25 protein-coding genes and 1 other RNA gene are annotated in these 22831 nt (G+C 45.9%); 4 read left to right on the top strand and 22 right to left on the bottom strand.

The window, feature by feature from the left end; all coding sequences use genetic code 11:
- Nucleotides 1-37 precede the first annotated feature (37 nt).
- Nucleotides 38-655, top strand: coding sequence for an RNA polymerase sporulation sigma factor SigK (gene sigK / locus ACTNB3_RS03220; protein WP_441015934.1), 618 nt, complete (start codon nt 38-40; stop codon nt 653-655).
- Between the two features lie 53 nt (nt 656-708).
- Here the strand turns inward: sigK and ACTNB3_RS03215 are convergent, their stop codons facing one another.
- The 7 genes from ACTNB3_RS03215 to mtaB all read right to left on the bottom strand — a co-directional run bounded on the left by ACTNB3_RS03215 (nt 709) and on the right by mtaB (nt 6842).
- Entirely contained in the window at nt 709-1953 is a 1245-nt protein-coding gene (locus tag ACTNB3_RS03215; protein WP_427806396.1) for a peptidase U32 family protein, read from the bottom strand.
- Nucleotides 1954-1959: 6 nt separating this feature from the next.
- Complete coding sequence (locus ACTNB3_RS03210) at nt 1960-2613, bottom strand: O-methyltransferase (protein WP_427806397.1); 654 nt, start codon at nt 2611-2613, stop codon at nt 1960-1962.
- A 105-nt stretch (nt 2614-2718) separates the two neighbouring features.
- Nucleotides 2719-4383: a ribonuclease J gene (locus tag ACTNB3_RS03205; RefSeq protein ID WP_427806398.1), complete on the bottom strand. Its 1665-nt coding sequence runs from the start codon at nt 4381-4383 to the stop codon at nt 2719-2721.
- 92 nt (nt 4384-4475) lie between these two features.
- Entirely contained in the window at nt 4476-4742 is a 267-nt protein-coding gene (locus ACTNB3_RS03200) for a DUF1292 domain-containing protein (protein WP_427806399.1), read from the bottom strand.
- Nucleotides 4735-5193: a Holliday junction resolvase RuvX gene (ruvX, locus tag ACTNB3_RS03195; protein ID WP_427806486.1), complete on the bottom strand. Its 459-nt coding sequence runs from the start codon at nt 5191-5193 to the stop codon at nt 4735-4737. The genes ACTNB3_RS03200 and ruvX overlap by 8 nt, the downstream gene beginning before the upstream one ends.
- Before the next feature lie 13 nt (nt 5194-5206).
- Nucleotides 5207-5464: an IreB family regulatory phosphoprotein gene (locus tag ACTNB3_RS03190; RefSeq protein WP_427806400.1), complete on the bottom strand. Its 258-nt coding sequence runs from the start codon at nt 5462-5464 to the stop codon at nt 5207-5209.
- A gap of 52 nt (nt 5465-5516) precedes the next feature.
- Nucleotides 5517-6842 carry a tRNA (N(6)-L-threonylcarbamoyladenosine(37)-C(2))-methylthiotransferase MtaB gene (gene mtaB / locus ACTNB3_RS03185; protein WP_427806401.1) on the bottom strand — a complete coding sequence of 442 codons (1326 nt, stop codon included), beginning with the start codon at nt 6840-6842 and terminating at the stop codon, nt 5517-5519.
- A gap of 132 nt (nt 6843-6974) precedes the next feature.
- Here mtaB and ACTNB3_RS03180 point away from each other — a divergent pair, with 132 nt between their 5' ends.
- Nucleotides 6975-7208, top strand: coding sequence for an HPr family phosphocarrier protein (locus tag ACTNB3_RS03180; RefSeq protein WP_427806402.1), 234 nt, complete (start codon nt 6975-6977; stop codon nt 7206-7208).
- Between the two features lie 66 nt (nt 7209-7274).
- Here the strand turns inward: ACTNB3_RS03180 and thiI are convergent, their stop codons facing one another.
- The 6 genes from thiI to pheA form a co-directional block, all read right to left on the bottom strand.
- Nucleotides 7275-8456: a tRNA uracil 4-sulfurtransferase ThiI gene (gene thiI, locus ACTNB3_RS03175; protein ID WP_441024500.1), complete on the bottom strand. Its 1182-nt coding sequence runs from the start codon at nt 8454-8456 to the stop codon at nt 7275-7277.
- Between the two features lie 9 nt (nt 8457-8465).
- Nucleotides 8466-9623, bottom strand: coding sequence for a cysteine desulfurase family protein (locus ACTNB3_RS03170; RefSeq protein ID WP_441024499.1), 1158 nt, complete (start codon nt 9621-9623; stop codon nt 8466-8468).
- Between the two features lie 81 nt (nt 9624-9704).
- The gene (locus ACTNB3_RS03165) at nt 9705-10448 is read right to left on the bottom strand and encodes a 16S rRNA (uracil(1498)-N(3))-methyltransferase (protein WP_441024498.1); all 744 of its coding nucleotides are present in this window, start codon (nt 10446-10448) and stop codon (nt 9705-9707) included.
- Between the two features lie 16 nt (nt 10449-10464).
- Nucleotides 10465-11418, bottom strand: coding sequence for a 50S ribosomal protein L11 methyltransferase (prmA, locus tag ACTNB3_RS03160; RefSeq protein ID WP_427819146.1), 954 nt, complete (start codon nt 11416-11418; stop codon nt 10465-10467).
- Between the two features lie 80 nt (nt 11419-11498).
- Nucleotides 11499-12788 carry an ATP-binding protein gene (locus ACTNB3_RS03155; protein WP_427806408.1) on the bottom strand — a complete coding sequence of 430 codons (1290 nt, stop codon included), beginning with the start codon at nt 12786-12788 and terminating at the stop codon, nt 11499-11501.
- A 51-nt stretch (nt 12789-12839) separates the two neighbouring features.
- Nucleotides 12840-13970 carry a prephenate dehydratase gene (gene pheA, locus ACTNB3_RS03150; protein WP_427806409.1) on the bottom strand — a complete coding sequence of 377 codons (1131 nt, stop codon included), beginning with the start codon at nt 13968-13970 and terminating at the stop codon, nt 12840-12842.
- Nucleotides 13971-14249: 279 nt separating this feature from the next.
- Here pheA and pyrB point away from each other — a divergent pair, with 279 nt between their 5' ends.
- A complete protein-coding gene (gene pyrB, locus ACTNB3_RS03145; RefSeq protein ID WP_427806410.1) occupies nt 14250-15170 on the top strand; it encodes an aspartate carbamoyltransferase in 921 nt (306 codons plus the stop codon).
- Nucleotides 15171-15183: 13 nt separating this feature from the next.
- A complete protein-coding gene (locus tag ACTNB3_RS03140; protein WP_427806411.1) occupies nt 15184-15639 on the top strand; it encodes an aspartate carbamoyltransferase regulatory subunit in 456 nt (151 codons plus the stop codon).
- 75 nt (nt 15640-15714) lie between these two features.
- Here ACTNB3_RS03140 and ACTNB3_RS03135 read toward each other — a convergent pair whose 3' ends face one another.
- The 9 genes from ACTNB3_RS03135 to ACTNB3_RS03095 all read right to left on the bottom strand — a co-directional run bounded on the left by ACTNB3_RS03135 (nt 15715) and on the right by ACTNB3_RS03095 (nt 22810).
- Nucleotides 15715-15963, bottom strand: coding sequence for a hypothetical protein (locus ACTNB3_RS03135; protein WP_441024496.1), 249 nt, complete (start codon nt 15961-15963; stop codon nt 15715-15717).
- Between the two features lie 161 nt (nt 15964-16124).
- Complete coding sequence (locus ACTNB3_RS03130) at nt 16125-16412, bottom strand: hypothetical protein (RefSeq protein ID WP_441024494.1); 288 nt, start codon at nt 16410-16412, stop codon at nt 16125-16127.
- Between the two features lie 109 nt (nt 16413-16521).
- Nucleotides 16522-16872: RNase P RNA component class A (gene rnpB / locus ACTNB3_RS03125), an RNA gene on the bottom strand.
- Between the two features lie 39 nt (nt 16873-16911).
- Nucleotides 16912-17385: a ribonuclease HI gene (rnhA, locus tag ACTNB3_RS03120; protein ID WP_427806413.1), complete on the bottom strand. Its 474-nt coding sequence runs from the start codon at nt 17383-17385 to the stop codon at nt 16912-16914.
- A gap of 3 nt (nt 17386-17388) precedes the next feature.
- Nucleotides 17389-17874 carry a MogA/MoaB family molybdenum cofactor biosynthesis protein gene (locus ACTNB3_RS03115; RefSeq protein ID WP_427806415.1) on the bottom strand — a complete coding sequence of 162 codons (486 nt, stop codon included), beginning with the start codon at nt 17872-17874 and terminating at the stop codon, nt 17389-17391.
- 126 nt (nt 17875-18000) lie between these two features.
- Nucleotides 18001-19473, bottom strand: coding sequence for a stage IV sporulation protein A (gene spoIVA, locus ACTNB3_RS03110; protein ID WP_427806417.1), 1473 nt, complete (start codon nt 19471-19473; stop codon nt 18001-18003).
- An 86-nt stretch (nt 19474-19559) separates the two neighbouring features.
- Nucleotides 19560-19694: a hypothetical protein gene (locus tag ACTNB3_RS03105; RefSeq protein ID WP_427819141.1), complete on the bottom strand. Its 135-nt coding sequence runs from the start codon at nt 19692-19694 to the stop codon at nt 19560-19562.
- Nucleotides 19695-19715: 21 nt separating this feature from the next.
- On the bottom strand, nt 19716-20381 hold the full coding sequence (locus tag ACTNB3_RS03100; RefSeq protein ID WP_441024493.1) for a lysoplasmalogenase family protein: 666 nt from the start codon (nt 20379-20381) through the stop codon (nt 19716-19718).
- Complete coding sequence (locus tag ACTNB3_RS03095) at nt 20381-22810, bottom strand: cation-translocating P-type ATPase (RefSeq protein ID WP_441024492.1); 2430 nt, start codon at nt 22808-22810, stop codon at nt 20381-20383. The genes ACTNB3_RS03100 and ACTNB3_RS03095 overlap by 1 nt, the downstream gene beginning before the upstream one ends.
- Nucleotides 22811-22831 lie beyond the last annotated feature (21 nt).

Raw genomic sequence — 22831 nt, 5'->3', positions numbered from 1 at the left:
GCATACACTATAATAACTACTCTGTGAGGTGCTGCTTTTGAAGTCCTTTCCCCCACCTCTCACAGCCGAAGAAGAGGCCTGTTTTCTCCGCAAGTATGCAGAAGGTGACCAAAAGGCCCGGCACATTCTGATTGAACGGAATCTTCGTCTTGTTGCGCATGTCATGAAAAAATATCAATATCTGGAAGATGATCCGGAGGATTTGATCTCAGTTGGGACGATCGGCCTTATCAAGGCCGTATCAACATTTAATCCTCAAAAAAACGCACGGCTGGCCACTTATGCCTGCAGATGTATCCAAAACGAGATCCTGATGCTGCTTCGTAGCAAGCGCAAGACCAATCGTGAAATTTCTCTTTACGAACCAGTGGGCACGGATCGTGAAGGCAACGAGATCCGGATCTATGACATTCTGGAATCCAGAGAAGAAGATGCATGCTCACGGATTTCGGAAAAAAATGACATTCAGCTTCTCTACAGTAAACTGGAATCCGCTCTCACTTCCCGGGAACAGCTGGTTCTGAAGATGCGATATGGTCTATACAATCATGAAGAATACACCCAGCGTGAGATTGCTGAACGGCTCGGTATTTCGCGTTCTTACGTTTCCCGTATTGAGAAGGGCGCAATTGAAAAACTCCGTCCTTATTTCTGATTATATTCAGATACAAAAAGGAGGACCGAAGTCCTCCTGATACATAGCTTCTCTTATGCTTCCCCATTCATTTCCATTTCTTTTCGCCTTAAAATATCATATGGTTCGGCATCACCGGTCAGCTTGACATACAATACCTGTTTCGGATGCGGTGCACTTTCCTGCTCCACTCCTTCTTCATTTACAATACGCTCTACGGTCACTTCCAGATTCCTTCCATCCGGCTTCATGATTTCAATCTCTTCTCCAACACTGAACTTATTTCTCTGTTCGATCCGTACCATGCCGTCACGTACTTCCCCTGCCATTCCAAGATACGTGTAATCGCGCAGATAGGTGTTACTGTCATAAATCTGTGATTCATCCCCGGGTTTACCGAAGAAGAAGCCTGTCGTAAACTGTCTGTATGTGCATCCCACGATCTGTTCCAGATACCAGGGCATGTTTTTCCGGTAAAGCTCCGGATCTTTCTGGTAATCATCGATCGCCTTACGGTAAGTCCTTGCCACTGTCGCCACATAGAGAGCCGTCTTCATTCGTCCCTCGATCTTGAAGCTGTCAATTCCCGCATCGATCAGTTCCGGTATATGCTCGATCATGCAGAGATCCTTAGAATTAAAAATATAAGTTCCCCGCTCGTTCTCGTATACCGGCAGATACTCTCCCGGCCTTGTCTCCTCCACGACCGCATATTTCCATCTGCACGGGTGCGTACAGGCACCGTGGTTGGCGTCACGCCCGGTAAAATAATTACTGAGCAGGCATCTTCCGGAATAGGAAATACACATCGCTCCGTGCACAAAGGTCTCGATCTCAAGATCATCCGGAATATGACTTCGGATCTCTTTGATCTCCCGAAGCGACAGTTCCCGGGCTGAAACCACACGGCTTGCCCCCTGCTTGTGCCAGAACAGATAGGTTCCGTAATTCGTATTATTTGCCTGCGTGCTGATGTGGCGTTCAATCTCCGGGCATACCTCTTTTGCAATCTCAAATACTCCCGGATCGGCAATGATCAGTGCATCCGGCCTGATGTCCCGAAGCTCCTCAAAATAAGCACGCACACCATCCAGATCATAATTATGAGCCAGAATATTTGCCGTTACATACACTTTCACGCCATGTTCATGAGCGAAAGCGATTCCTTCTCTCATTTCATCCATGGAGAAATTCTTCGCTTTTGCACGAAGTCCGAATGCTTCTCCGCCGATATAAACGGCGTCTGCACCGAAAATAACTGCTGTTTTTAAAACTTCCAGGCTGCTTGCCGGAATCAATAATTCAGGATGTCGTGCCATCTGCTTCTACCTCTCTTTATTTCTTTTCACGCTGACTGCCGTTCCGTCCCCGAGCGGGATGATCGAAGTCTCCAGGTCCGGGTGATGCTTCAGCGTATACAAATACTCCCGCATTCTGCTGTGTATCGTGCGATCCCGTCTTTCCACCGCGAAACGGGACTCAATGATATTCCCGTCCTGGAGCACATTGTCTGAAACCAGAACGCCATCCGGCTCCAGAATTCGGAGCACTTCCGGGAGATATGCAATATACTGCCCCTTCGCGGCATCCATAAAAATAAAATCATATGGCCCACTCAGCTCTGTCAGCACTTCCATGGCATCTCCCTCGATCAGAGTGATCTTCTGTTCCTTCCCCGCTCTTTTGAAATTCTCCCGGGCAATGGGAATTCTTTTCTCATAATTTTCTATCGTAGTAATTGTACATTCTTCAGGAGCATATTCGCTCATCAGCAGCGCCGAGAAGCCGACCGCTGTTCCCACTTCCAGGATCCTCGTGGGACGTTTGATCGCAAGGAGCACCTTCAGAAAACTCTGCATCTCCTTGCGTATGATCGGCACACTATCTCGCAAAGCCTCCTGTTCGATCTCTTCCAGAATCTCGCTGTTCTCCTGTTCCAGAGAATGTAAGTATGTCACCAGACGTTCTTCAACTATCATGTGGTTCCTCACTTCCTGTATTGCACATCACCGATATCCTGTCCATACAGCTGTATACGCATTCATACAGATGCCCCGCAACACCTGCGGGGCACATGAATCCTTCTATACATCCATAATGATCGGTAGGATCATCGGTTTTCTCTTCGTTCTCTTCCAGATAAAATCATTCATCGTATCGCGGATCACAAGCTTGATCTTGCTCCAGTCCGCGTGGCGGCTCATCAGGCACCGCTCCACCGCATCCGTAAGCACACATCTCGCCTCTTCCATCAGGCCTTCCGATTCACGCACATAGACAAAGCCGCGGGAAACGATATCCGGACCTGCCAGGAGCTGATTGGTACCTTTTTCCAGAGTGAGAACAACGATCAGAATACCGTCCTCCGCCAGATGCTGACGATCCCTTAAAACAATATTACCGACATCGCCTACACCAAGACCATCCACAAGAATCTCTCCTGTATGAACTTTATCTACGATCTCGGCGCTGTTCTCATCCAGAGCAAGCACATCGCCCGACTTCAGGATAAATACATTCTCTTTCGGAATTCCCAGAGATTTTGCAAGATTCGCATTCGCTTTCAAATGCCGGTATTCTCCATGCACCGGAATGGCATATTTCGGTTTCACAAGGGAATAGATCAGCTTCAATTCCTCCTGACACGCATGACCGGAAACATGTGCATCCTGGAAAATAACGTCTGCCCCTTTGGCAGAGAGTTCATTGATCACATGGGAAACCGCTTTTTCATTTCCCGGGATCGGATTCGAACTGAAAATGATCGTATCGCCCGGCATAATGGTAATCTTCTTATGAATATCCGCCGACATTCTGGACAGTGCCGCCATGGATTCTCCCTGGCTTCCGGTTGTGATGATCGTCGTCTTCTCCGGCGGATAATTCCGGAGCTGATCCACCTCGATCAGCGTGTTGTCCGGTACATTCAGATATCCAAGTTCAGACGCTACGGAAATGATATTGACCATGCTGCGTCCTTCAACCACAACTTTTCTTCCAAATTTGTAGGAAGAATTGATAATCTGCTGAACACGATCCACATTCGACGCAAAGGTCGCAATGATGATACGGCTGTTCGTATGCTCCGCAAAAATACGGTCGAATGTTGCTCCCACAGTACGTTCAGACTGGGTAAATCCCGGTCGTTCTGCATTGGTACTGTCCGACATGAGGGCTAGTACTCCCTTCTTTCCGATCTCCGCAAACCGCTGAAGATCGATCGCGTCGCCAAATACCGGGGTGTAGTCCACTTTAAAGTCTCCCGTATGCACCACAATACCTGCCGGTGAATAAATGGCAAGTGCAGATGCATCCTGAATACTGTGATTTGTCTTGATAAATTCAATACGGAACTGCCCAAGATTGATAGACTGTCCGTGGCGCACCACTTTTCTTCTGGTGGAGCGAAGCAGATTATGCTCTGCCAGCTTTTTCTCAATGATTCCCATGGTCAGCTTCGTAGTATAAATCGGGAGATTAATCTCCTTAAGCACATAAGAAAGAGCTCCAATATGGTCTTCATGCCCATGGGTGATTACAAAACCTTTTAATTTTTCAACATTATTCTTAAGATAAGAAATATCCGGAATTACCAGGTCGATTCCCAGCATATCATCTTCCGGAAATGAAAGACCGCAATCCACAACAATAATACTGTCTTCATATTCAAAGGCAGTAATGTTCATTCCGATTTTTTCCAGACCTCCCAGCGGAATGATTTTCAATTTAGAATTGTTCGTTCGTTTCAACGTCACACCTCCATATATTTTTATGTATCGTCCGTACATCCATATCGTAAAATAAAGAGTCTACGCCCCGGTTCCCGGCGCGCGGTGTGCTGCTACATCTCGATATCCACATCTTCCAGTAATTCTTCAAACACTTTCAATACAGCCTCGAGTTCCACTTCATCTTCTGTGATCTCGTAGAGACTGTCCTCATCTTCAGGCGCACTGGTGTCCTTAAGGATGAGACATTCCGCGTCGTCCTCCTCAGAATCTGCAACCAGAAGATACGTATTCCCATTCAGCTTCGTCTGCTCAAGAATATAAAATTCTACCTGTTCTCCACTATCTTCATAAGTAAAAACCAGTTTTTCACTACTCATACAATTCGTCTCCCTCGTCCGGGTTCTGCTTCATCGCAAGCGAATCCAAAAATCCCTGCAATATAAAAACAGCCGCAATCTGATCCACGTACTGCTTGCGGTTCTCTCTTCTTATCCCTGTTTCAATTAACGTCCGCTCTGCTGATGCCGTGGTCAGACGCTCGTCCCACATCACGACCTCAAGGCCGGTCCGCCGACGAAGCATCTCACCAAATTCCAACGCTTTCTCTGCCCGTTCTCCGATATCATTGTTCATATGTTTTGGCAGACCAAGCACAAACTTCTCTACTTCATATTCTTTTGCAAGTGCTTCAATTCTTGCCAGTGTCTGTCTGAGCTTGTTCTCCGACTTGCGCACAATCGTCTCTACGGCCTGGGCTGTAATCCCCAGCGGGTCACTTACCGCCACTCCCACAGTCTTCGTACCGTAATCCAATCCCATAATCCGCATAATCTGAATCATCCTATAACTCGTTCTTAATATATGCCTTCAGCAGTTCTTCTACGATCTCATCCCGTTCCACCTTCATCACAAGGCTTCTTGCACCATTGTAGCTGGTGATGTATGTAGGATCACCTGACATAATGTATCCTACGATCTGATTCACTGGATTATATCCTTTCTCCACTAAAGCATTATATACAATCTCAAGGATATCTTTTGCCTGAATCTGTGGTCCGGCCTCCACCTGAAAAAATTGTGTATTCGATAAATTCTTCATCTTACGACCTCCAATACTTCAATACCCATTCTAATATAATCTGTAATAAAATTCAATGAGTAATTTGTGAAATATCCACAATTTTAATTTTCTTTATCTGATTAGTCCAGCTTTCCTCTCCGTCTTCGGTACAAGGCACAGAAATCCTGAGATATTCCCTGGTATGTCCGGTCACCATCTTCCGTCCTTCTTTTTCAGTCACCTCTTCAAAAAGGACTTCTACTTCCTTACCAACCCACTGCTTTTCATACTCTGCCTGTTTTCTTTCATTCATTTCCTGCAAAATAGCACTTCTTCCGGCCTTCTCCTGCTCTGTAATCTGGCCTTTCATCTCCGCTGCTTTTGTCCCACGGCGTTTCGAATACTTAAATATATGCGTTTCATAAAAATCCACCTTATCCACAAAACGTCTGGATTCCTCAAATTCTTCTTCTGTCTCTCCCGGGAATCCGGTAATCACATCGGTAGTAAGAGCCGGATTATCAAAATATTTCCGAAGGATCCTGCATTTCTCATAGTATTCCTCCGCACTATACCGGCGGTTCATCCGCTTCAGCGTCGCATTGCATCCGCTCTGGAGCGACAGATGAAAATGCGGGCAGATCTTCTTGAGTTTCGACAGTTCAGACGCAAATTCTTCTGTGATGATCCGCGGTTCCAGAGATCCGAGCCGGATCCTTACAATACCTTCCACTTCATGGACCGCCCGAATCAGTGAGAGCAGGTCTTCCTGCTGCTTCCCATTTTCATCCTTAAGATCCACACCATAGGAGCTGAGATGAATTCCGGTCAGCACCACCTCACGATATCCGTTTGCGGCCAGTGTCTCTACCTCCCGCACAACCTCTTCCTTTTTTCTGCTCCTTACTCTTCCCCGTGCATACGGGATAATGCAGTACGTACAAAACTGATTACAGCCATCCTGCACTTTCAGATAGGCTCTTGTATGCTCTGCCGTCCTTGTGAGGGACAGTTCTTCGTACTTTGCAGTATGGTTGATATCGATTACTTCAATCTGCTGATGCTTCTCTTTTTGTGCAAAATAGGCATCCAGGATCCCAATCAGCTCCTGTTTCTTATTATTCCCAATGACAATATCAATATTCTCATCCTTTTCCCCTGCATCGGTCCTTGCCTGCACATAACAGCCCGCAGCCACGATCACCGCATCCGGATTCTGCTTTCTGGCACGATGGATCATCTGTCTGGATTTCCGGTCTGCAATATTCGTAACCGAACAGGTATTAATGATATAAATATCCGCCTCATCCTGGAACGGGACAATCTGATATCCGTTCTTCTCAAGAAGTTCCTGCATTGCTTCCGTCTCATAGGCATTTACTTTACACCCCAAATTGTGTAACGCTGCTTTTCTCATCACATTTCCCACCTTCAAATTCTATAAGATTTTACAAAAAAATATCGTTTTCTTTGGCATTTTATTCCTTGACAATTCTCTATACAAACTATAATATATCTATATAAATTCAAAACAAGGAGGAACTTTCACATGAAAACAGTACAGATTTCTTTAAACTCAATTGATAAAGTAAAATCTTTCGTAAATGAAATCACAAAGTTTGATTATGATTTTGATCTTGTATCAGGAAGATACGTTATCGATGCTAAATCTATCATGGGTATCTTTAGTCTGGATCTTTCAAAACCCATTGATCTCAACATTCACGCTGACAGTGAAGAAGTCGATCACATTCTTGAAATCCTGAACCCATATTTAGTTTAATATTTAGTTAAAAATAAGATGAAGGTTTCCCGGAGCCTTCATCTTATTTTTTAGGCTTTGTTTCCTTTATTTTACGATAATCGTCTCTACCGAACGAATTGCTTCGTCAAAAAGCTGATCAATCTTTTCCGCCAGTTTTTCTTCCGATTTTCTGATCACTTCCACATTTGGTTTTGTTACCGGATGTTTTGCTACAAAAATGGTACAGCAGTCTTCATACGGAAGGATCGAGGTCTCATAGGTGTTGATCTTCTCTGCCACTTCCACGATTTCCTGCTTATCAAAACCAATCAGCGGACGATATACCGGAAGAGTGCAGACATCATTTGTAGCCGCAAGGCTCTGCATCGTCTGACTCGCCACCTGTCCGATGCTCTCTCCTGTAATCAGTCCCAGACAGTCATCCTGTTTTGCGAAATGCTCTGCGATCCGCATCATATATCTTCTCATAATAATAGTAAGCTCGTCATGCGGACATTTCTCATAAATATAGAGCTGGATATCGGTGAAATTCACGACATGAAGCTTGATCGGTCCTGTATACTTTGAGACAAGCTTCGCCAGATCGACCACCTTCTGTTTTGCGCGCTCACTGGTATACGGCGGTGCATGGAAATAAGTCGCCTCAAGTCCGACTCCTCTCTTGGAGATCATATACCCTGCCACCGGGCTGTCAATTCCTCCTGAAAGGAGAAGCATGGCTTTGCCGTTCGTACCGACCGGCATGCCTCCCGGTCCCGGAATAATTTCCGAATAAATATAGATTTCCTCGCGGACTTCTACTCGGAGAAGAACGTCCGGCTTGTGAACATCCACGCGAATTTCCGGAAAAGCATCCAGAATCGCTTCTCCAAGGTCACAATTGATCTCCATCGATTTTTTCGGATAAGTCTTCTTTGCTCTTCTGGACTCGACTTTAAATGTGATATTTTTATCCGGATACATTTCGTCCATATATGCAACCACATCTTTTTTCAATTCATCAAATCCACGGTCAGATACCCGGACTACCGGACAGATTCCCACAATTCCGAACACTCTCTGAAGTGCTTCCGTCACTTCGTCGGAATCATAGTATCCTTCACAGTCCACATAGACACGGGCCTGTGACTTGTATACGTGGAAGTCTCCTTCTACATCTTTCAAAGCGAATTTTACCTGACGCACCAACGCGTCTTCGAACATATACCGGTTCTTTCCCTTGATTCCAATCTCTCCATATTTTATCAAATAAGTCTGAAACTTCATACTTTCCTCCTAATGGCGTGTGTACTTTCTTAACATCGGCACACAATCGTATAATGTCTGCAATGTATAATCAATCTCTTCTTCCGTTGTAAATTCTGACATACTGAAGCGAACTGTGGAATCAAGATATTCTTTACCTGTACCGATTCCTCTTAACACTCCGCTCACAGACGGGTGATTCGATGAGCATGCAGAACCGGATGATACATAAATTCCTTTGCTCTCCAGTGTGTGCAGCAGAACCTCACTCCGGATCCCTGCAATTCCCACACTGATGATATGCGGTGCGCTCGTCTCATCGGTAAGTCCATGAACCTTTGTATGTTCGATCTGGCTGACACCTTCTATAAATTTCTGCTTCAGCCACCTCATATGCGCCACTTTTTCGTCCAGTCCCGTATAGATCTCTTTTGCTGCCTGCGCGATTCCGGCAATACCCGGAACATTTTCCGTACCGGATCGCATATTCTTCTGCTGTTCTCCTCCAAAAATGATCGGTCTTACTTTTGCCCTTTCATTGATATAGAGGAATCCGATCCCCTTCGGGCCGTGAATCTTATGTCCGCTTACCGAGAACATGTCGATTCCCATTTTCTTCGGATAGATCCTGTATTTTCCAAAGCCCTGCACGGCATCCACATGAAACAGAATATTCCGGTTATAGGACTTCACGATTCCTGCTGCTTCCGCGATCGGTTGTACGGATCCGATTTCATTATTTACATACATGATTGATACCAGGATCGTCTCCGGACAGAGTGCTTCTTTCAAGGCATCCAAACGCACCCGCCCGTACATATCAACCGGAAGGTATGTGACCCGGTACCCTTCCTCTTCTTCCAGATATTTCATCGTATTCAAAATAGCAGGATGCTCGATCGCCGTCGTGATCAGATGCTTTCCGGCGCGATGATTTGCACGCGCGCCTCCGATCAGTGCCAGATTGTCACTTTCTGTTCCACCGGATGTAAAGAATATTTCCTTCTCCTGCACTTTCATCAGCCTTGCCAGCGTTTCCCTTGCGCCCCGGACATATTTTTCCGCCTCCACGCCTTTTTTATGCATGGAAGATGGATTGCCGTAATCCTCACACATCGTTTTCGCAACGATATCCCTGACACTGTCATATGCTCTGGTCGTAGCTGAATTATCCAGATAAACTTCCATTTTTATCGTCTCCTAACTTCTTCCTCACTATATCTTATGCCGGTTCTGCTTTCCTGCCATCTGTCTCTTCTGAATGAAATCCTACTGCTGCTCTTCCAATTCAAACATCAGCACAGAAAGAATCGCTAGTCCCGCTGTCTCGGTCCTCAGAATCCGCCTTCCAAGGGTGATCTCTTTTGCACCACTGCGGATGGCTGCTTCCACTTCCTCCTGTTCAAAACCACCTTCCGGCCCGATAAAGATTCCAACAGACTGCCCTCTTTGGATGGAACGAATGATCCGTTTTGTCTCCTCCATCCCTTTGGCAAGCTCATACGGAATCAGCACCACATCCAGCTCTGCGGCCTTCTTAAGAGCCTCGCTGTACGAAAGCGGCATCTCCACTTCCGGGATCCGGCTTCTACCGGCCTGCTTTGCGGCGCTCTCGGCAATGCTGTTCCAGCGTTCCACTTTTCTTGCAGCTTTCTTCTCATCCAGCTTCACGACAGAACGCTTCGTTGCGACCGGAATGATCTTCACCGCTCCGAGTTCCACCGCTTTCTGAACGATCAGCTCCATCTTGTCTCCCTTGGGAAGTCCCTGAAACAGATACAATTCATTGCTAAGCTCTGTATCCGCCTCCATTTTTTCCAGGATACGAAGTGTAGCCCTTCCTTCCTCGTAAGATACCACTTCACAGACGTATTTGAGATTATTCCCATCACTGATCCCGGCCTGTTCGCCCGGTTTCATCCGAAGGACATTCTTCATGTGATTGACATCCTGCCCTTCCACATAGATATACGGTTCTTCCACCTGCGAAGGTGTCACAAAAAAATGATGCATCACTCACTCATCCCATCTAATTCTTACGTGCAGTTACAGAAACCCATTCTCCCTGATAGTTCACCTCAAGGACCTCAAGCCCCGCTGCTTTCACAGCATTCACTACCGTTTCTTCTTTGTCATCAATAATTCCGCTGGTGATATAGATTCCGCCCGGTTTTAACTGATTCACAATAACCGGCGTAAGCGGCACCAGCACATCCGCAAGGATATTGGCTGCAACAATGTCATATTTCTCATAACCCACTTTATCCTGCACCGCTTTATCATCAATGATATTACCGATCATCACCTCATAGCGATCTTCGGTGATCCCATTTACCTGCATGTTCTCACGGGTCGCATCGATGGCACACGGATCCAGATCGGTTCCGACGGAATATTCGGCTCCGAACATCAATGCAAGCATCCCCAGAATACCGCTGCCGCATCCCACATCCAGAATCCGTGTATGCTCCGTGGTATACTTGCGGATCTGCCGGATACAGAGCTGCGTGGTCTCATGCATACCGGTGCCAAACGCAGTGCCCGGATCGATGTGTACAATCATCTTATTCTCATCTTCAGGCTTCACATTCTCCCAGGACGGGATGATCAAAATATCATCTACGTAGAACTGATGAAAATATTTCTTCCAGTTATTGACCCAGTCCACATCTTCCGTCTGCGACTCCTCAATCGATCCGCTTCCCACCTCGATATACGCACGCATATCCTCAAGTTCAGCGCGAACCTTTGCAAGTACCGCTTCCTTGTCATCCTCTTCTTCCAGATAGAAGCTGATATAGGCAACTCCGTCATCCACGCCGGTCTCCGGAAGAATATCCACAAACATCTGCTCTTTTTCTCTCTGACTCATCGGAATATTATCTTCGATCTCAATGCCCTGGATTCCCAGATCCATGAGCATACTGCTGACAAGATCCTCCGCTTCCGTCGTTGTCTCTATTCTGAATTTATTCCATTTCATACCATGATCTCCTTGATCCGATTTTTATAATTCCAGTATCATATTAGTATAACAAGTCCTGTCCGAAAGCGCAAGTACTCCTAATTCTTACCAAGCAGATAATCGATGAACTGCTGCGCCGTTCTTCCGCTCAGGCCACCGTGATTCAGTTCCCATTTATTTGCTTCCAGCAGGAGCTGATCTTCCGGCATCGTAAGCCCGTTTCGTTCCGCCAGTGTTTTGACAATTTTCTGGAATTCTTTCTTATCCGGCTTTCCAAAATAAATGGTAACACCAAATCTTGCCACCAGTGAGAGTTTTTCCTGCACCGTATCGTTGGTGTGCAGTTCTTCATCGCGGTCTGCCTTATCCTTGAAAGTCTCACGGATCAGGTGTCTGCGGTTGGAGGTCGCATAGATCAGAATATTGTCCGGCTTCTTTTCCAGTCCGCCCTCGATCACTGCTTTCAAATATTTATACTCAATTTCAAATTCTTCGAAAGAGAGATCATCCATATAGATGATAAATTTGTAATTGCGGTTCTTGATCTGCGCGATCACATCATTCAGATCCTGGAACTGATGTTTATAAACCTCAATCATTCTCAGTCCCCTGTCATAATACTGGTTTAGGATTGCCTTGATCGAAGAGGATTTTCCTGTCCCTGCATCTCCGAACAGCAGACAGTTGTTCGCGCGTCTTCCGCTTACAAATGCCTCCGTATTGTCAATGAGCTTCTGCTTTGCCATGTCGTATCCCACCAGATCGTCCAGATGAACATGGGCGATGTTAGTGATCGGCACGATCTGCACACCGTCTTCATCGTGCTCCACGCGGAACGCCTTATGAAGTCCAAGCTTGCCCACTCCGAATTCTTTGTAAAATCCGGTGATGATCCGCTTGAATTCTTCCGCGGATCCTGCCTGTCCAAGTGCCCCTGCAAGATCGCAGATGCGGTCGCGGATCCTCTTATTAAAGACTTTTCCGTGCCCGTTTGTGTGATGATAATCCTCGATCATGTAAATACAGGTAGTCCCAATCTCCTTCTCCATCCGGTGAAGGTCATAATCAAACAATTCTTTGAAAATTTCAAAATCATGAAGTGCTGCCTCATTGACACTTCCTTCGATCTCACCTACGATCTCGCATGCAGTACTGTACGCATTCTCACTGTTTGCCAGCAGTAAAGTGAGAAAATTATGCCACAGATTTCCTTCAAATCCGTAACAGCTCGCCAGTTCGATCATTTCATTCAGGCATTCATATAAAAGTCCCTTCAGATCTTCTTTATTATAATACTCATTATCTGCATTTTCGATCAAAAATGTCATATCACGCAGCAGATCTTCATGTTCCATATAGCGATATAATACCAGTTCGTTCGTTCTCATTTCATTTGTCCTTTCCCATTGCAAATGTCAAAGCATATGTCTGTTCTGAATCTAGTAATTGCCGAGAATTTTCAGATTCAGCGCCTCTTCTCTCAAACCGCGGATCGCATTTTTGACGGCCGCGTCCGCAAGATTTCCCTCAAAATCAACGAAGAAACGGTATTCAAAGCTTCTTCCTTCGATCGGGCGTGATTCAATCTTGGTCATATTCAAGTCGTTGTAAATAAAATGTGAAAGCAGGTGATACAAGGATCCGCTTTCGTGCGGAACTTCCATGCAGATGCTGATTTTTGAGGCATGTTTCAAAAATACCTTCTGGTTCGTAATGACAATAAATCTCGTCGAATTATCGGATTCTGCATTGATGTCCTGCTCCAGGATCTCCAGGCCGTAAAGCTTTGCCGCATATTCACTGCACACAGCCGCCTGCTCCGGATTCTTCTCCTCCAGCACCTTCTTCGCCGCAACCGCCGTATTCGCGACACTGATCTGCTCCCAGTCCCCGTAATTATCCAGGAATCTGGCGCTCTGCATCAGTCCCTGCGGATGGGAATATACTCTCTTGATCTGGGAAATCTTCACACCCGGAAGACCGGCAAGCTGATGGCGGACCGGAAGGATGACTTCACCGACAATATAATTTTCAAATTCTACCAGGAGATCATAGACCTGATCCACCGCGCCTGCTGTCGAATTTTCAATCGGGAGCACCGCATAATCCGCCGTTCCTTCTTCGATCGCTACCATTGCATCCCGGAACGTCGGCACATGGAAATTCTTCTGACCTGATCCGAAGAATTTCTCCATGGCAGCCTGACTATAGGCGCCCTCAACGCCCTGAAACACCACACGGGCCCCTTCCACATTCAGCTCATCCAGTTCAATAAAAGGAAGTCTTCCAAGGACGCCTTCCTGGGACAACTTCTGATACTGGAGTTTCCGGCTCATGGACATCAGCTGCTCAAACAGTTCTCTGATTCCCTTTTTATTAAAATCATTCGTCGCCATTGCAGATACGGACGCCAGCTTCTCATTCTCGCGTGTGCGGTCCAGCACCTTTTTTCCATTTTTTATCTTATAATCCGCCACTTGTCCGCATATTTCCATACGTTTCTCGTAGAGCTCCGTAATCTGGGTATCGATCTCATCCAGTTTCTGCCTCATCTCCAGTAATGTTTCCATAATGGATTCTCTCCTTATCTGTACGTTCTTTCTTCTATCATTCGCTCGTTCTTTCGGCATTCATTGCCTGCGTGGACATTATATACTATTTTTTTTATAAAATCCAGTTCTTTATTCCTCTTCCTTTGGCTGAATATCCAAATCAGAGCGAACTGCCGGAAAACCAAAAGATAAAATCCTTATTGAAATGTGGTCTGTTTTATTATATGATAGTGAAGAATAAAGATTAATTCCAGAAGACCTGCCGTCATTCTGGCAAAAATAAAGGAGGTTTCCTACATGAGACATTTAATGAGTCCATTAGATTTTTCTGTCGAAGAACTTGACAAACTCATGGATCTCGCGAACGACATCGAGGCAAATCCAAAGAAATACGCACATGCATGCGACGGCAAAAAGCTTGCTACTTTATTCTATGAACCAAGCACCCGTACCCGCCTCAGCCATGAAGCTGCAATGCTGAATCTTGGGGGCAGCATCATGGGATTTTCTTCAGCAGCATCCAGTTCTGCTGCAAAAGGCGAAAGTGTTTCTGACACGATCCGCATGATTTCCTGCTACGCTGATATTTGTGCGATCCGGCATCCGAAGGAGGGGGCTCCGATGGTTGCCTGCCAGCATGCTACCATTCCTGTCATCAACGCAGGTGACGGCGGACATCAGCATCCGACCCAGACTTTAACCGACCTGCTTACGATCCGTTCTCTGAAAGGACGATTGAACCACTTGAAAATCGGTCTCTGTGGTGACTTAAAATTCGGCCGTACCGTTCATTCTCTTATCAATGCCCTTGCCCGCTACGATGATATTGAATTTGTACTGATTTCACCAGAAGAACTTCGTCTTCCGGATTATGTAAGACATGACGTTCTGGATAAACAGAACATTCCATATACTGAGGTAGTTCGTCTTGAAGAGGCGCTTCCTGACCTCGATCTTCTCTATATGACACGTGTGCAGAAAGAACGTTTCTTTAACGAAGAAGATTATGTCCGTATGAAGGATTTCTATATCCTCGACAAAGCCAAAATGGAACTCGCACCGCCGGATATGCTGGTGCTTCATCCGCTTCCAAGGGTAAATGAGATCTCTGTCGAAGTAGATGAGGATCCAAGAGCTGCTTATTTCAAGCAGGTACAGTATGGTGTCTATATCCGAATGGCCCTCATTCTGACACTGCTTGATATCCATGTGGATTAGGAGGTAACTGACTATGGTAAAGAATACATTGAATATCGGTAAGATTTCGGAAGGTTTTGTTCTTGATCACATTGAAGCCGGAAAGAGCATGGATATTTACAAATATCTGAAGCTGGATAAGCTGGACTGCTGTGTAGCTATCATCAAGAACGCCAAGAGCAACAAGATGGGTAAGAAGGACATCATCAAAATCGAATGTCCGATCGACATCATCGACCTGGATATCCTCGGATTCATCGATCACAACATTACGATCAATATCATTGAAAATGAAGAAATCGTCGACAAAAAGGCGCTGACGCTTCCGAAAGAGATCAAAAATGTGATCAAATGCAAGAATCCACGCTGTATCACTTCCATCGAACAGGAGCTGGATCATATCTTCGTCCTGACCGATCCGGAAAATGAAGTGTACCGGTGCAAATACTGCGAAGAAAAATATGACAGACAGAAAAGGAGAAAACATTAATTCTGTAAAATAACGTAAGGAAAATAAACAACCTTTAATAGGGAGAGATATTACTCAAAAGAGTGATACCTCTCCCTATACTATTTTGTTGCAATTAGCTTTTTTGTCGGGTTTCATCCCAAGGGAATACTTACGATATTCCTTCTTTTCCGCCTTTGCATCCAGTCCAACTTTTCGCAGTATAGCATGAATTTCTTCTTCTCCAATCAGGTTCCGAATAGATGCCAGCATCTTCAAGTTCTCATAGCCAGAATACCGGTCCAGAAAAGTAGGGTTTTCCAGAAGGAATCCAATGCTATCTGCAAATTCTAATTCTTTTCCCAATTTTGTTTCGAATTCATTTAATTGACAGATTTATTCAAATATTTTGGGGGAATTTTCAGGAGAGAAAAGAAGAAAAGAAAATTGTGTTTTGGGGATATTATGTAGTCAGCACAATTTTATTTTGGAATTTTCATTTTTGAACCTCCTTCCCTCTTTCAAATCTAAATTTCCCTGGTTTTTCCCCTAGCAATCGTATAGCCAACTCCAGACTTTCTTCTATCAGTCCCTTTGATATTGACTTTATCAGAAAATCCATCGGATAACAAATCCAGAGAATTCCCGCTTCCCAGATATTCTTTTAATTCTTCGCCAGTATGCCATGTTTTCACATACATCAAGTTGTTATGAGTTGCTGCATATTCCTTGATTACCTTTTGAATAAAACCACAAATCTCAAACCCATCATCACATATTCCGATATCGTACATTTTACTCCACTCCAGTATCATACTCCTATATTTACTTTATAAAAGAAAAAAGTGACTAACAATAGCCACCTTTCCTCTCCGCTACATTATACATAACTATGACAAACCATAAATAAAAATTCAGTATAAACAGGCAAGCAAAACGATAAGCCGGGTTATGTCGTTGGACGTTCATCTATCCAGACCTGCTGTCGCCAGCAGGTTCAAGCGACCTACCTAAAACGTGACGGGCCGCCACATCGTTTTGATTCGGTCTTGCTTCGGATGGGGTTTACATGTGCCCCTTCTGTTACCAGACGGGCGGTAGTCTCTTACACTGCCTTTCCACCCTTACCTGTCATATGACAGGCGGTTTATTTCTGTTGCACTTTCCTTGGAGTCACCTCCACCGGACGTTATCCGGCATCCTGCCCTGTGAAGCCCGGACTTTCCTCACCTGCGGCCTTTCGGCACCTGCAGCCGCGAACGTCTGTCTTACTTGCCTCAAACACTCTAACACATTTTTTCTATCTTGTAAAGTCTAAAGTCCCTCGTCAACGATCAGATCCTTTCCGTCGGCCGCTGTCGTCGCGAGCTGGTCACACCGCTCATTCTGGGGATGGCCGTCATGACCTTTCACCCAGATAAACTGAACCTGATGCGGCTTTTTCGCCTCCAGAAGGCGTTTCCAGAGGTCCACATTCTTGACCGGTTCGTTCTTCCCGCGCTTCCATCCTTTGCGGATCCATCCTTCGATCCAGTGCTGGTTGAATGCGTTGACCACATACTGAGAATCCGAATATAATTCGACCTCACATGGCCGGTTCAGGGTCTCCAGTCCGGCGATCACCGCCATCAGCTCCATCCGGTTATTGGTCGTCTTCACATATCCCTGCGACAATTCCTTTACATGGAGCTGCCCTTTGGTATCTACATATTCCAGAACCGTCCCGTATCCCCCCGGTCCGTCCGGATTCCCCCTTGCAGCGCCATCGGTATATATCCTTACTTTCATCTGCTACTCCTTAATATCGTCATGTTCTCCCAGTACGACTTCGGTCGCATAAACGATCTCCGGGAGAATGTATTCCAGACATTCCTTGATGATCTTCGGACTTCCCGGAAGATTCACGATCAACGTATGGTTCCGGATTCCGGCAACTCCCCTGGTCAGCATGGCGCGCTTTCTCGTTCTCTCCATATACAGCCGCATCGCTTCTGCCATGCCCGGTATTTCTTTGTCCAGGATCGACTTCGTCGCCTCCGGTGTCCAGTCTTCATCCCTGCACCCGATTCCTCCGATAGTCAATACCAGATCGGCGATTTCCGCATCAGCGATCCTTGCAAGCACCTTCCGGATCACCTCTTTGTCATTCGGAACCGGCTGAATCAGTTCCGTCCGGAAGCTGACCTGCCCCAGCATCCTTTTGACGATCGGCGCACAATCATCCTCTTTTAATTTCTGGTAAATCAATGTATCTACTGAAACAATTGCTGCTTTCATTTATACTCTCCTCTTTTCTTCTCCTTACGTACAGTCAAAGCCGATACCTGTAAAAAACGGTACCGGCATATTTGATATCTAAAAGTATAACATACCCCAAATCATCTGTGCAACCACATATTCCTGTTAAATGATAATGCAGACCAGCCCTCCATTGCTGTCATTGACAATTTTCTGCATGGTATCCTGAAGTTTCACCTGACTTTCATCGTTGATCATCGCAATCTTTCCGTGCATCCCGTCCATGACCAGCTCTTCGATGGATTTGCCGAAAATATTCGTTCCCCAGACTCCCTCCGGTGACTGGGCAGCTGCTTTGATATAGTTCTTCAAATCCTCTGCCTGCTGCTCGCTCCCCACGATCGGCGCAATTTCCGTCTCGATATTGGCACGTATCATATGAATGGACGGCGCCTCGGAATGAATTTTCACACCGAACTTATTTCCCTGCTTGATGACGACAGGTTCGTCCAGATGGATTTCCTCTTTTCCGGGGCTTACCACACCATAGCCTTTTAATTTCACAGAATCCATGGCATCCTTCACACTCTCATACTCTTTTCGAAGTGACGACAGTTCCTTGATCGTTCCGATCAGATCATACTCACTGGTAATCGCGGTTCCGGTAAGTTCACTTAATGTCTCATAATAATACGCGTCATCCACCCGGATCTCCACAGCGACACATCCGGTGTCCATGGAGATCTTTCCAACCTTTGCCTCAGTTATGTAAGGACTTTGCGGGGTCACGACCGCATTCTGCGCATCCCGGATCTCATCGACATGATTAAGGACCTGGCGCACATATTCCAGCATATCCTGCTTGATCTTGTGATCTCGTGGCAGCATTTCCACCCACTTGGGAATGAAAAACTGAATTTCCGAAACCGGAAATGCAAACAGAATCTGTTCCATAATATGATGGATGTCTTCCTCTTTTAGCTGTTCACAGTTCACCGGCATCGCTGTAACCTTATGCGTTTCTTCGATTTCCTTTGCGACTTTCTTCGCCTCTTCGCTATAAGGCTTTCTGGTGTTTACCAGAACGATAAACGGTTTTCCCAGACTCTTTAGTTCTTGAATCGTCTGTTCCTCTGCCGGGCGGTAATTCTCCCTTGGAATATCACCGATGCTCCCGTCGGTCGTGATCACGATTCCTATCGTGGAATGGTCACAGATCACCTTTCTGGTTCCGATTCCCGCCGCCTTGGTAAATGGAATCTCATACTCAAACCACGGCGTTTTCACCTGCCGCTCGTCTCCATTTTCAATATGCCCTGCCGCTCCTTCCACCATGTAACCGACACAATCGATCAGTCGCACCTTCACATCGGTATCCCCTGACAGACGGACCACAGCCGCTTCTTTCGGGACAAATTTCGGTTCGGTCGTCATGATCGTCTTGCCGGATGCAGACTGGGGAAGTTCATCCAACGTTCTTGCTCTCATGTGTTCATCCTTCATTCCCGGAAGTACCAGCACATCCATGAACCGCTTGATAAACGTGGATTTTCCGGTTCTGACCGGTCCCACAACTCCAATATAGATCTCCCCGCCTGTCCTCGTCTCAATGTCCTTGTATAAGTCAAATGTATTCATATGGTATCCTCCTTTGCCGGCTGATACCAGTGTATGCCCTGCTTTCTGAGATTATGCTGTACATGAGCACAAAAGAGCAATCCATTTTATAGGCAAAAACTCATCTTCGTCGCATAAGAAATATCCGGATTCGATACAATACCATTTTTGCATATATACCGGTACACACGGTTTCCGTTGTTTCTCTTCACTTCGATATTGGTCATCTGCTTTCTATCCATAACGCACCCCTTACAACTTTATCAGCATACCAGCAAATACACCGCACTATAATAAAATATTAACAGGATCAGACTGTATTTTCTCTCTTTTCTTTTCGTAAATGTCCTCCAGGCCAAAATATAATCGGAAATTATAAAACATACTCCACCAATAGCCCCCGGTATTGCACTTAATGAAAATCCACTTTTAATCAGCCCGGACAAAGCCATAGCTGCTGTTCCACAGAGAAATGCAGGATATATGGCCGCGCCGGTGAGATAAACTGCATCGGGAACCATTTTCTTCCGGTTCATCTTCTTTGCTTCAGGTAGATACTTTCCAAGTCCAACAAAAAATATCAAATATCCTGTTGCAAAAAGAATAAGCGTATACCATTCCATCCCATAACGGCATGCATATCCTGCAATGAATAAAAGGTGAGCTAATGCAAACACAGCCACGCCTGCCAAAAGGACCAGCTCAAGCAGCACGTCTGCCACCATGCAAAGAACTGCTCCCCCGACCATCAGCCAGCCAGACATACTGTTATTTGCACGCACTCCTGCAAAGGCCGCCAGGACCGGCATCAGAGTGGCAAGCGCTTTGAATACCAGCACCCCATTGCCGATTTTTCCTTTCAGGCCTCCATATATTGATCCAAAAAACACCATTCCTAATATTGTCAAAATCAAAAATGTCTGATTCATTACACCCTCTTTTTCTCCGGATTCTTAAACAGCCGGATATAGCCTTCTCTGATCCACTCCACAAACCGTGTGAGATAGCGCAGCACCGGTTCTGTCGCAATGGAGAAGACTACAAACAGCATGATACATTTCGTAGACATTCCCGTGATTGCGAATAAATCAGGAAGGAAAATGCTGCAGCCGAGCATTCCGACGACACATCCTATCCAGATCACCCTTCTGAAAAGATTCATCGGCTGACAGATCCGGTAAAGAATCATAAATCCGACAATTGCCAGCAGCATCGTCGCTGCTGTAGAAATATCCGATGCAGGAACATCGAATGTCTGCCCGAACACGACCAGTGCACCGACCGCGATCACATCCGTAAGTCCGGCAGGAAGCGCCTTCAGAACCACATTCGTCAGGAAATGTCCCCGTATGATATCCTTGTTCGGCTGAAGTGCCAGGAAAAATGCAGGGATACCAATGGTGTACATCGTGATCAGCGAAACCTGTGACGGTTCCAGCGGATACGTAATCATGAAAGCCAGAGAGAACAGCGATAAGAGGAAAGAAAAAATATTCTTCACCAGAAACAGACTGGCCGATCTCTGAATATTATTGACGACTCTACGCCCTTCCAGTACAACTTCCGGCATTTTGGAAAAATCAGATTCCAGAAGAACAACCTGGGAAGCCTGTGCCGCCGCATCACTTCCGGAAGCCATCGCAACTGAACAGTCCGCATCTTTCAGTGCCAGTACGTCATTGACACCGTCCCCGGTCATCGCGACCGTACGTCCCTGACGTTTCAACGCATGCACAAGCTGGCGTTTCTGTTCCGGCACAACTCTTCCGAATACGGTATAATTCCGGGCAGCTTCTTCCAGTTCTTCCTCAGTCTTTAGTTCCCGTGCATCAATATAGCGTTCTGCGTTCCGAATTCCTGCCTGCTTTACTGTCTCAGAGACGGTCAGTGGATTATCACCGGAAATCACTTTGATCTCAACACCCTGCTGTTCAAAAAATGCAAACGTTGAAGGCGCCTCTTTGCGGACTTTATTCAGAAGCAGAATATATCCCAGCGGATTTGCCTCTCCGGTCAACGCTTTTCCATCCGGAATTCCATCATATTTTGCAAAAACAAGAACCCGGTAGCCTTTTTCTGCAAATTGATTAATCTTATCCTGATGTTCTGAAAACATCTTTCTCAGAACGAATTCAGGTGCTCCGAGCACATAGGCATCTTCTCCGTAAATGACACCACTATACTTCACAGTGGAAGAAAACGGGATGACTTTGTCCGGTTTCTTCCCGGAATTCTCTTTAAAGAATTCTTTCAGAGCAGCCATGGTGGCGTTGTCTGCCTCCATCTCTTTCACAAAATCCCCGATCATCTCTTCAAGCGGCGGCATAGTTTCTTCCTCATACCCCTTCGCTCTCACGACCTTATTCACACACATGCTGTTTTCCGTGATTGTTCCGGTCTTATCCACACAAAGCACATCGACCCTGGCAAGAGTCTCGATACTCTTCATATCATGAAGCAGTACTCGTTTCTTTGCAAGCCGCATGGCACTCACAACCATTGCCACACTTGCAAGAAGATACAGACCTTCCGGAATCATTCCAATCACGGCTGCAACCATCGATACAATGCTTTCCCGGAAACTCTCCCCGTTAAAGAAGAAGCCCTGAACAAAAAGCACGATCCCGATCGGGATCAGAGCGATTCCCACAACTTTAACCAGCCGGTCGAGAGAACGCATCATCTCAGACTGTTCCCCTTCCGGCATGGCTCCGGCTTCCAGAGTCAGCCTGGAAATATAAGAATCTTCTCCCACACTGGTCAGTCTGGCATGGCATTTTCCGGATACAATGAAACTTCCTGAAAGCAGCGTGTCTCCCCGACGCTTGGTAATCTCGTCCGATTCTCCGGTAAGAAGGGATTCATTGACCCTGACTTCTCCCTCTTCCACCACTGCGTCCGCACAGATCTGGTTGCCCGCGCCGAAAATGACGATGTCATCGATTACAAGATCAATCGCATCAATTTTCCGCACATTTCCGTCCCGTACTACCTCCGCATGCGGAGCATTTAGCATGTTCAGCTTTTCAAGGACCCTTTTTGCACGGATCTCCTGAATGATTCCGATCATTGTATTTGCGATAATGACCGGAAGAAATGTCAGATTACGGAACGATCCGACAATACAAAGGAGGATCGCCAACACCAGAAAAATCAAGTTAAAATACGTAAATACATTTTTATGAATAATCTCTTTTGTCGTCAATGCTGGCGGCGCCACTTCCTCGTTCGTCCATCCATTTTCCACACGTGTTCTTACCTGTTCCTCTGTAAGTCCCGCTCTATAATCCGGTTTGACTCTCACGATCTCCCCGCGTACTCTCTCATCCTCTTCCCTGCTTCTGTCTTTCGTAAACATACGCCTCCTAAAGTATCGTTT

The sequence above is a fragment of the Bariatricus sp. HCP28S3_D3 genome (assembly GCF_052065755.1).
Taxonomy (GTDB): domain Bacteria; phylum Bacillota; class Clostridia; order Lachnospirales; family Lachnospiraceae; genus Allocoprococcus.
Note: the sequence above shows the minus strand (reverse complement) of the source record. Positions and strands in the feature narration are given on the sequence as shown.

Coding starts and splice junctions, on each gene's coding strand:
- ACTNB3_RS03215 (WP_427806396.1), bottom strand. CDS start 1,953: ATGGCACGACATCCTGAATTATTGATTCCGGCAAGCAGCCTGGAAGTT.
- ACTNB3_RS03210 (WP_427806397.1), bottom strand. CDS start 2,613: ATGATAGTTGAAGAACGTCTGGTGACATACTTACATTCTCTGGAACAG.
- ACTNB3_RS03200 (WP_427806399.1), bottom strand. CDS start 4,742: ATGAGTAGTGAAAAACTGGTTTTTACTTATGAAGATAGTGGAGAACAG.
- ruvX (WP_427806486.1), bottom strand. CDS start 5,193: ATGCGGATTATGGGATTGGATTACGGTACGAAGACTGTGGGAGTGGCG.
- ACTNB3_RS03190 (WP_427806400.1), bottom strand. CDS start 5,464: ATGAAGAATTTATCGAATACACAATTTTTTCAGGTGGAGGCCGGACCA.
- mtaB (WP_427806401.1), bottom strand. CDS start 6,842: ATGAGAAAAGCAGCGTTACACAATTTGGGGTGTAAAGTAAATGCCTAT.
- ACTNB3_RS03180 (WP_427806402.1), top strand. CDS start 6,975: ATGAAAACAGTACAGATTTCTTTAAACTCAATTGATAAAGTAAAATCT.
- thiI (WP_441024500.1), bottom strand. CDS start 8,456: ATGAAGTTTCAGACTTATTTGATAAAATATGGAGAGATTGGAATCAAG.
- ACTNB3_RS03170 (WP_441024499.1), bottom strand. CDS start 9,623: ATGGAAGTTTATCTGGATAATTCAGCTACGACCAGAGCATATGACAGT.
- ACTNB3_RS03165 (WP_441024498.1), bottom strand. CDS start 10,448: ATGCATCATTTTTTTGTGACACCTTCGCAGGTGGAAGAACCGTATATC.
- prmA (WP_427819146.1), bottom strand. CDS start 11,418: ATGAAATGGAATAAATTCAGAATAGAGACAACGACGGAAGCGGAGGAT.
- ACTNB3_RS03155 (WP_427806408.1), bottom strand. CDS start 12,788: ATGAGAACGAACGAACTGGTATTATATCGCTATATGGAACATGAAGAT.
- pheA (WP_427806409.1), bottom strand. CDS start 13,970: ATGGAAACATTACTGGAGATGAGGCAGAAACTGGATGAGATCGATACC.
- pyrB (WP_427806410.1), top strand. CDS start 14,250: ATGAGACATTTAATGAGTCCATTAGATTTTTCTGTCGAAGAACTTGAC.
- ACTNB3_RS03140 (WP_427806411.1), top strand. CDS start 15,184: ATGGTAAAGAATACATTGAATATCGGTAAGATTTCGGAAGGTTTTGTT.
- ACTNB3_RS03130 (WP_441024494.1), bottom strand. CDS start 16,412: ATGATACTGGAGTGGAGTAAAATGTACGATATCGGAATATGTGATGAT.
- rnhA (WP_427806413.1), bottom strand. CDS start 17,385: ATGAAAGTAAGGATATATACCGATGGCGCTGCAAGGGGGAATCCGGAC.
- ACTNB3_RS03115 (WP_427806415.1), bottom strand. CDS start 17,874: ATGAAAGCAGCAATTGTTTCAGTAGATACATTGATTTACCAGAAATTA.
- spoIVA (WP_427806417.1), bottom strand. CDS start 19,473: ATGAATACATTTGACTTATACAAGGACATTGAGACGAGGACAGGCGGG.
- ACTNB3_RS03105 (WP_427819141.1), bottom strand. CDS start 19,694: ATGGATAGAAAGCAGATGACCAATATCGAAGTGAAGAGAAACAACGGA.
- ACTNB3_RS03100 (WP_441024493.1), bottom strand. CDS start 20,381: ATGAATCAGACATTTTTGATTTTGACAATATTAGGAATGGTGTTTTTT.
- ACTNB3_RS03095 (WP_441024492.1), bottom strand. CDS start 22,810: ATGTTTACGAAAGACAGAAGCAGGGAAGAGGATGAGAGAGTACGCGGG.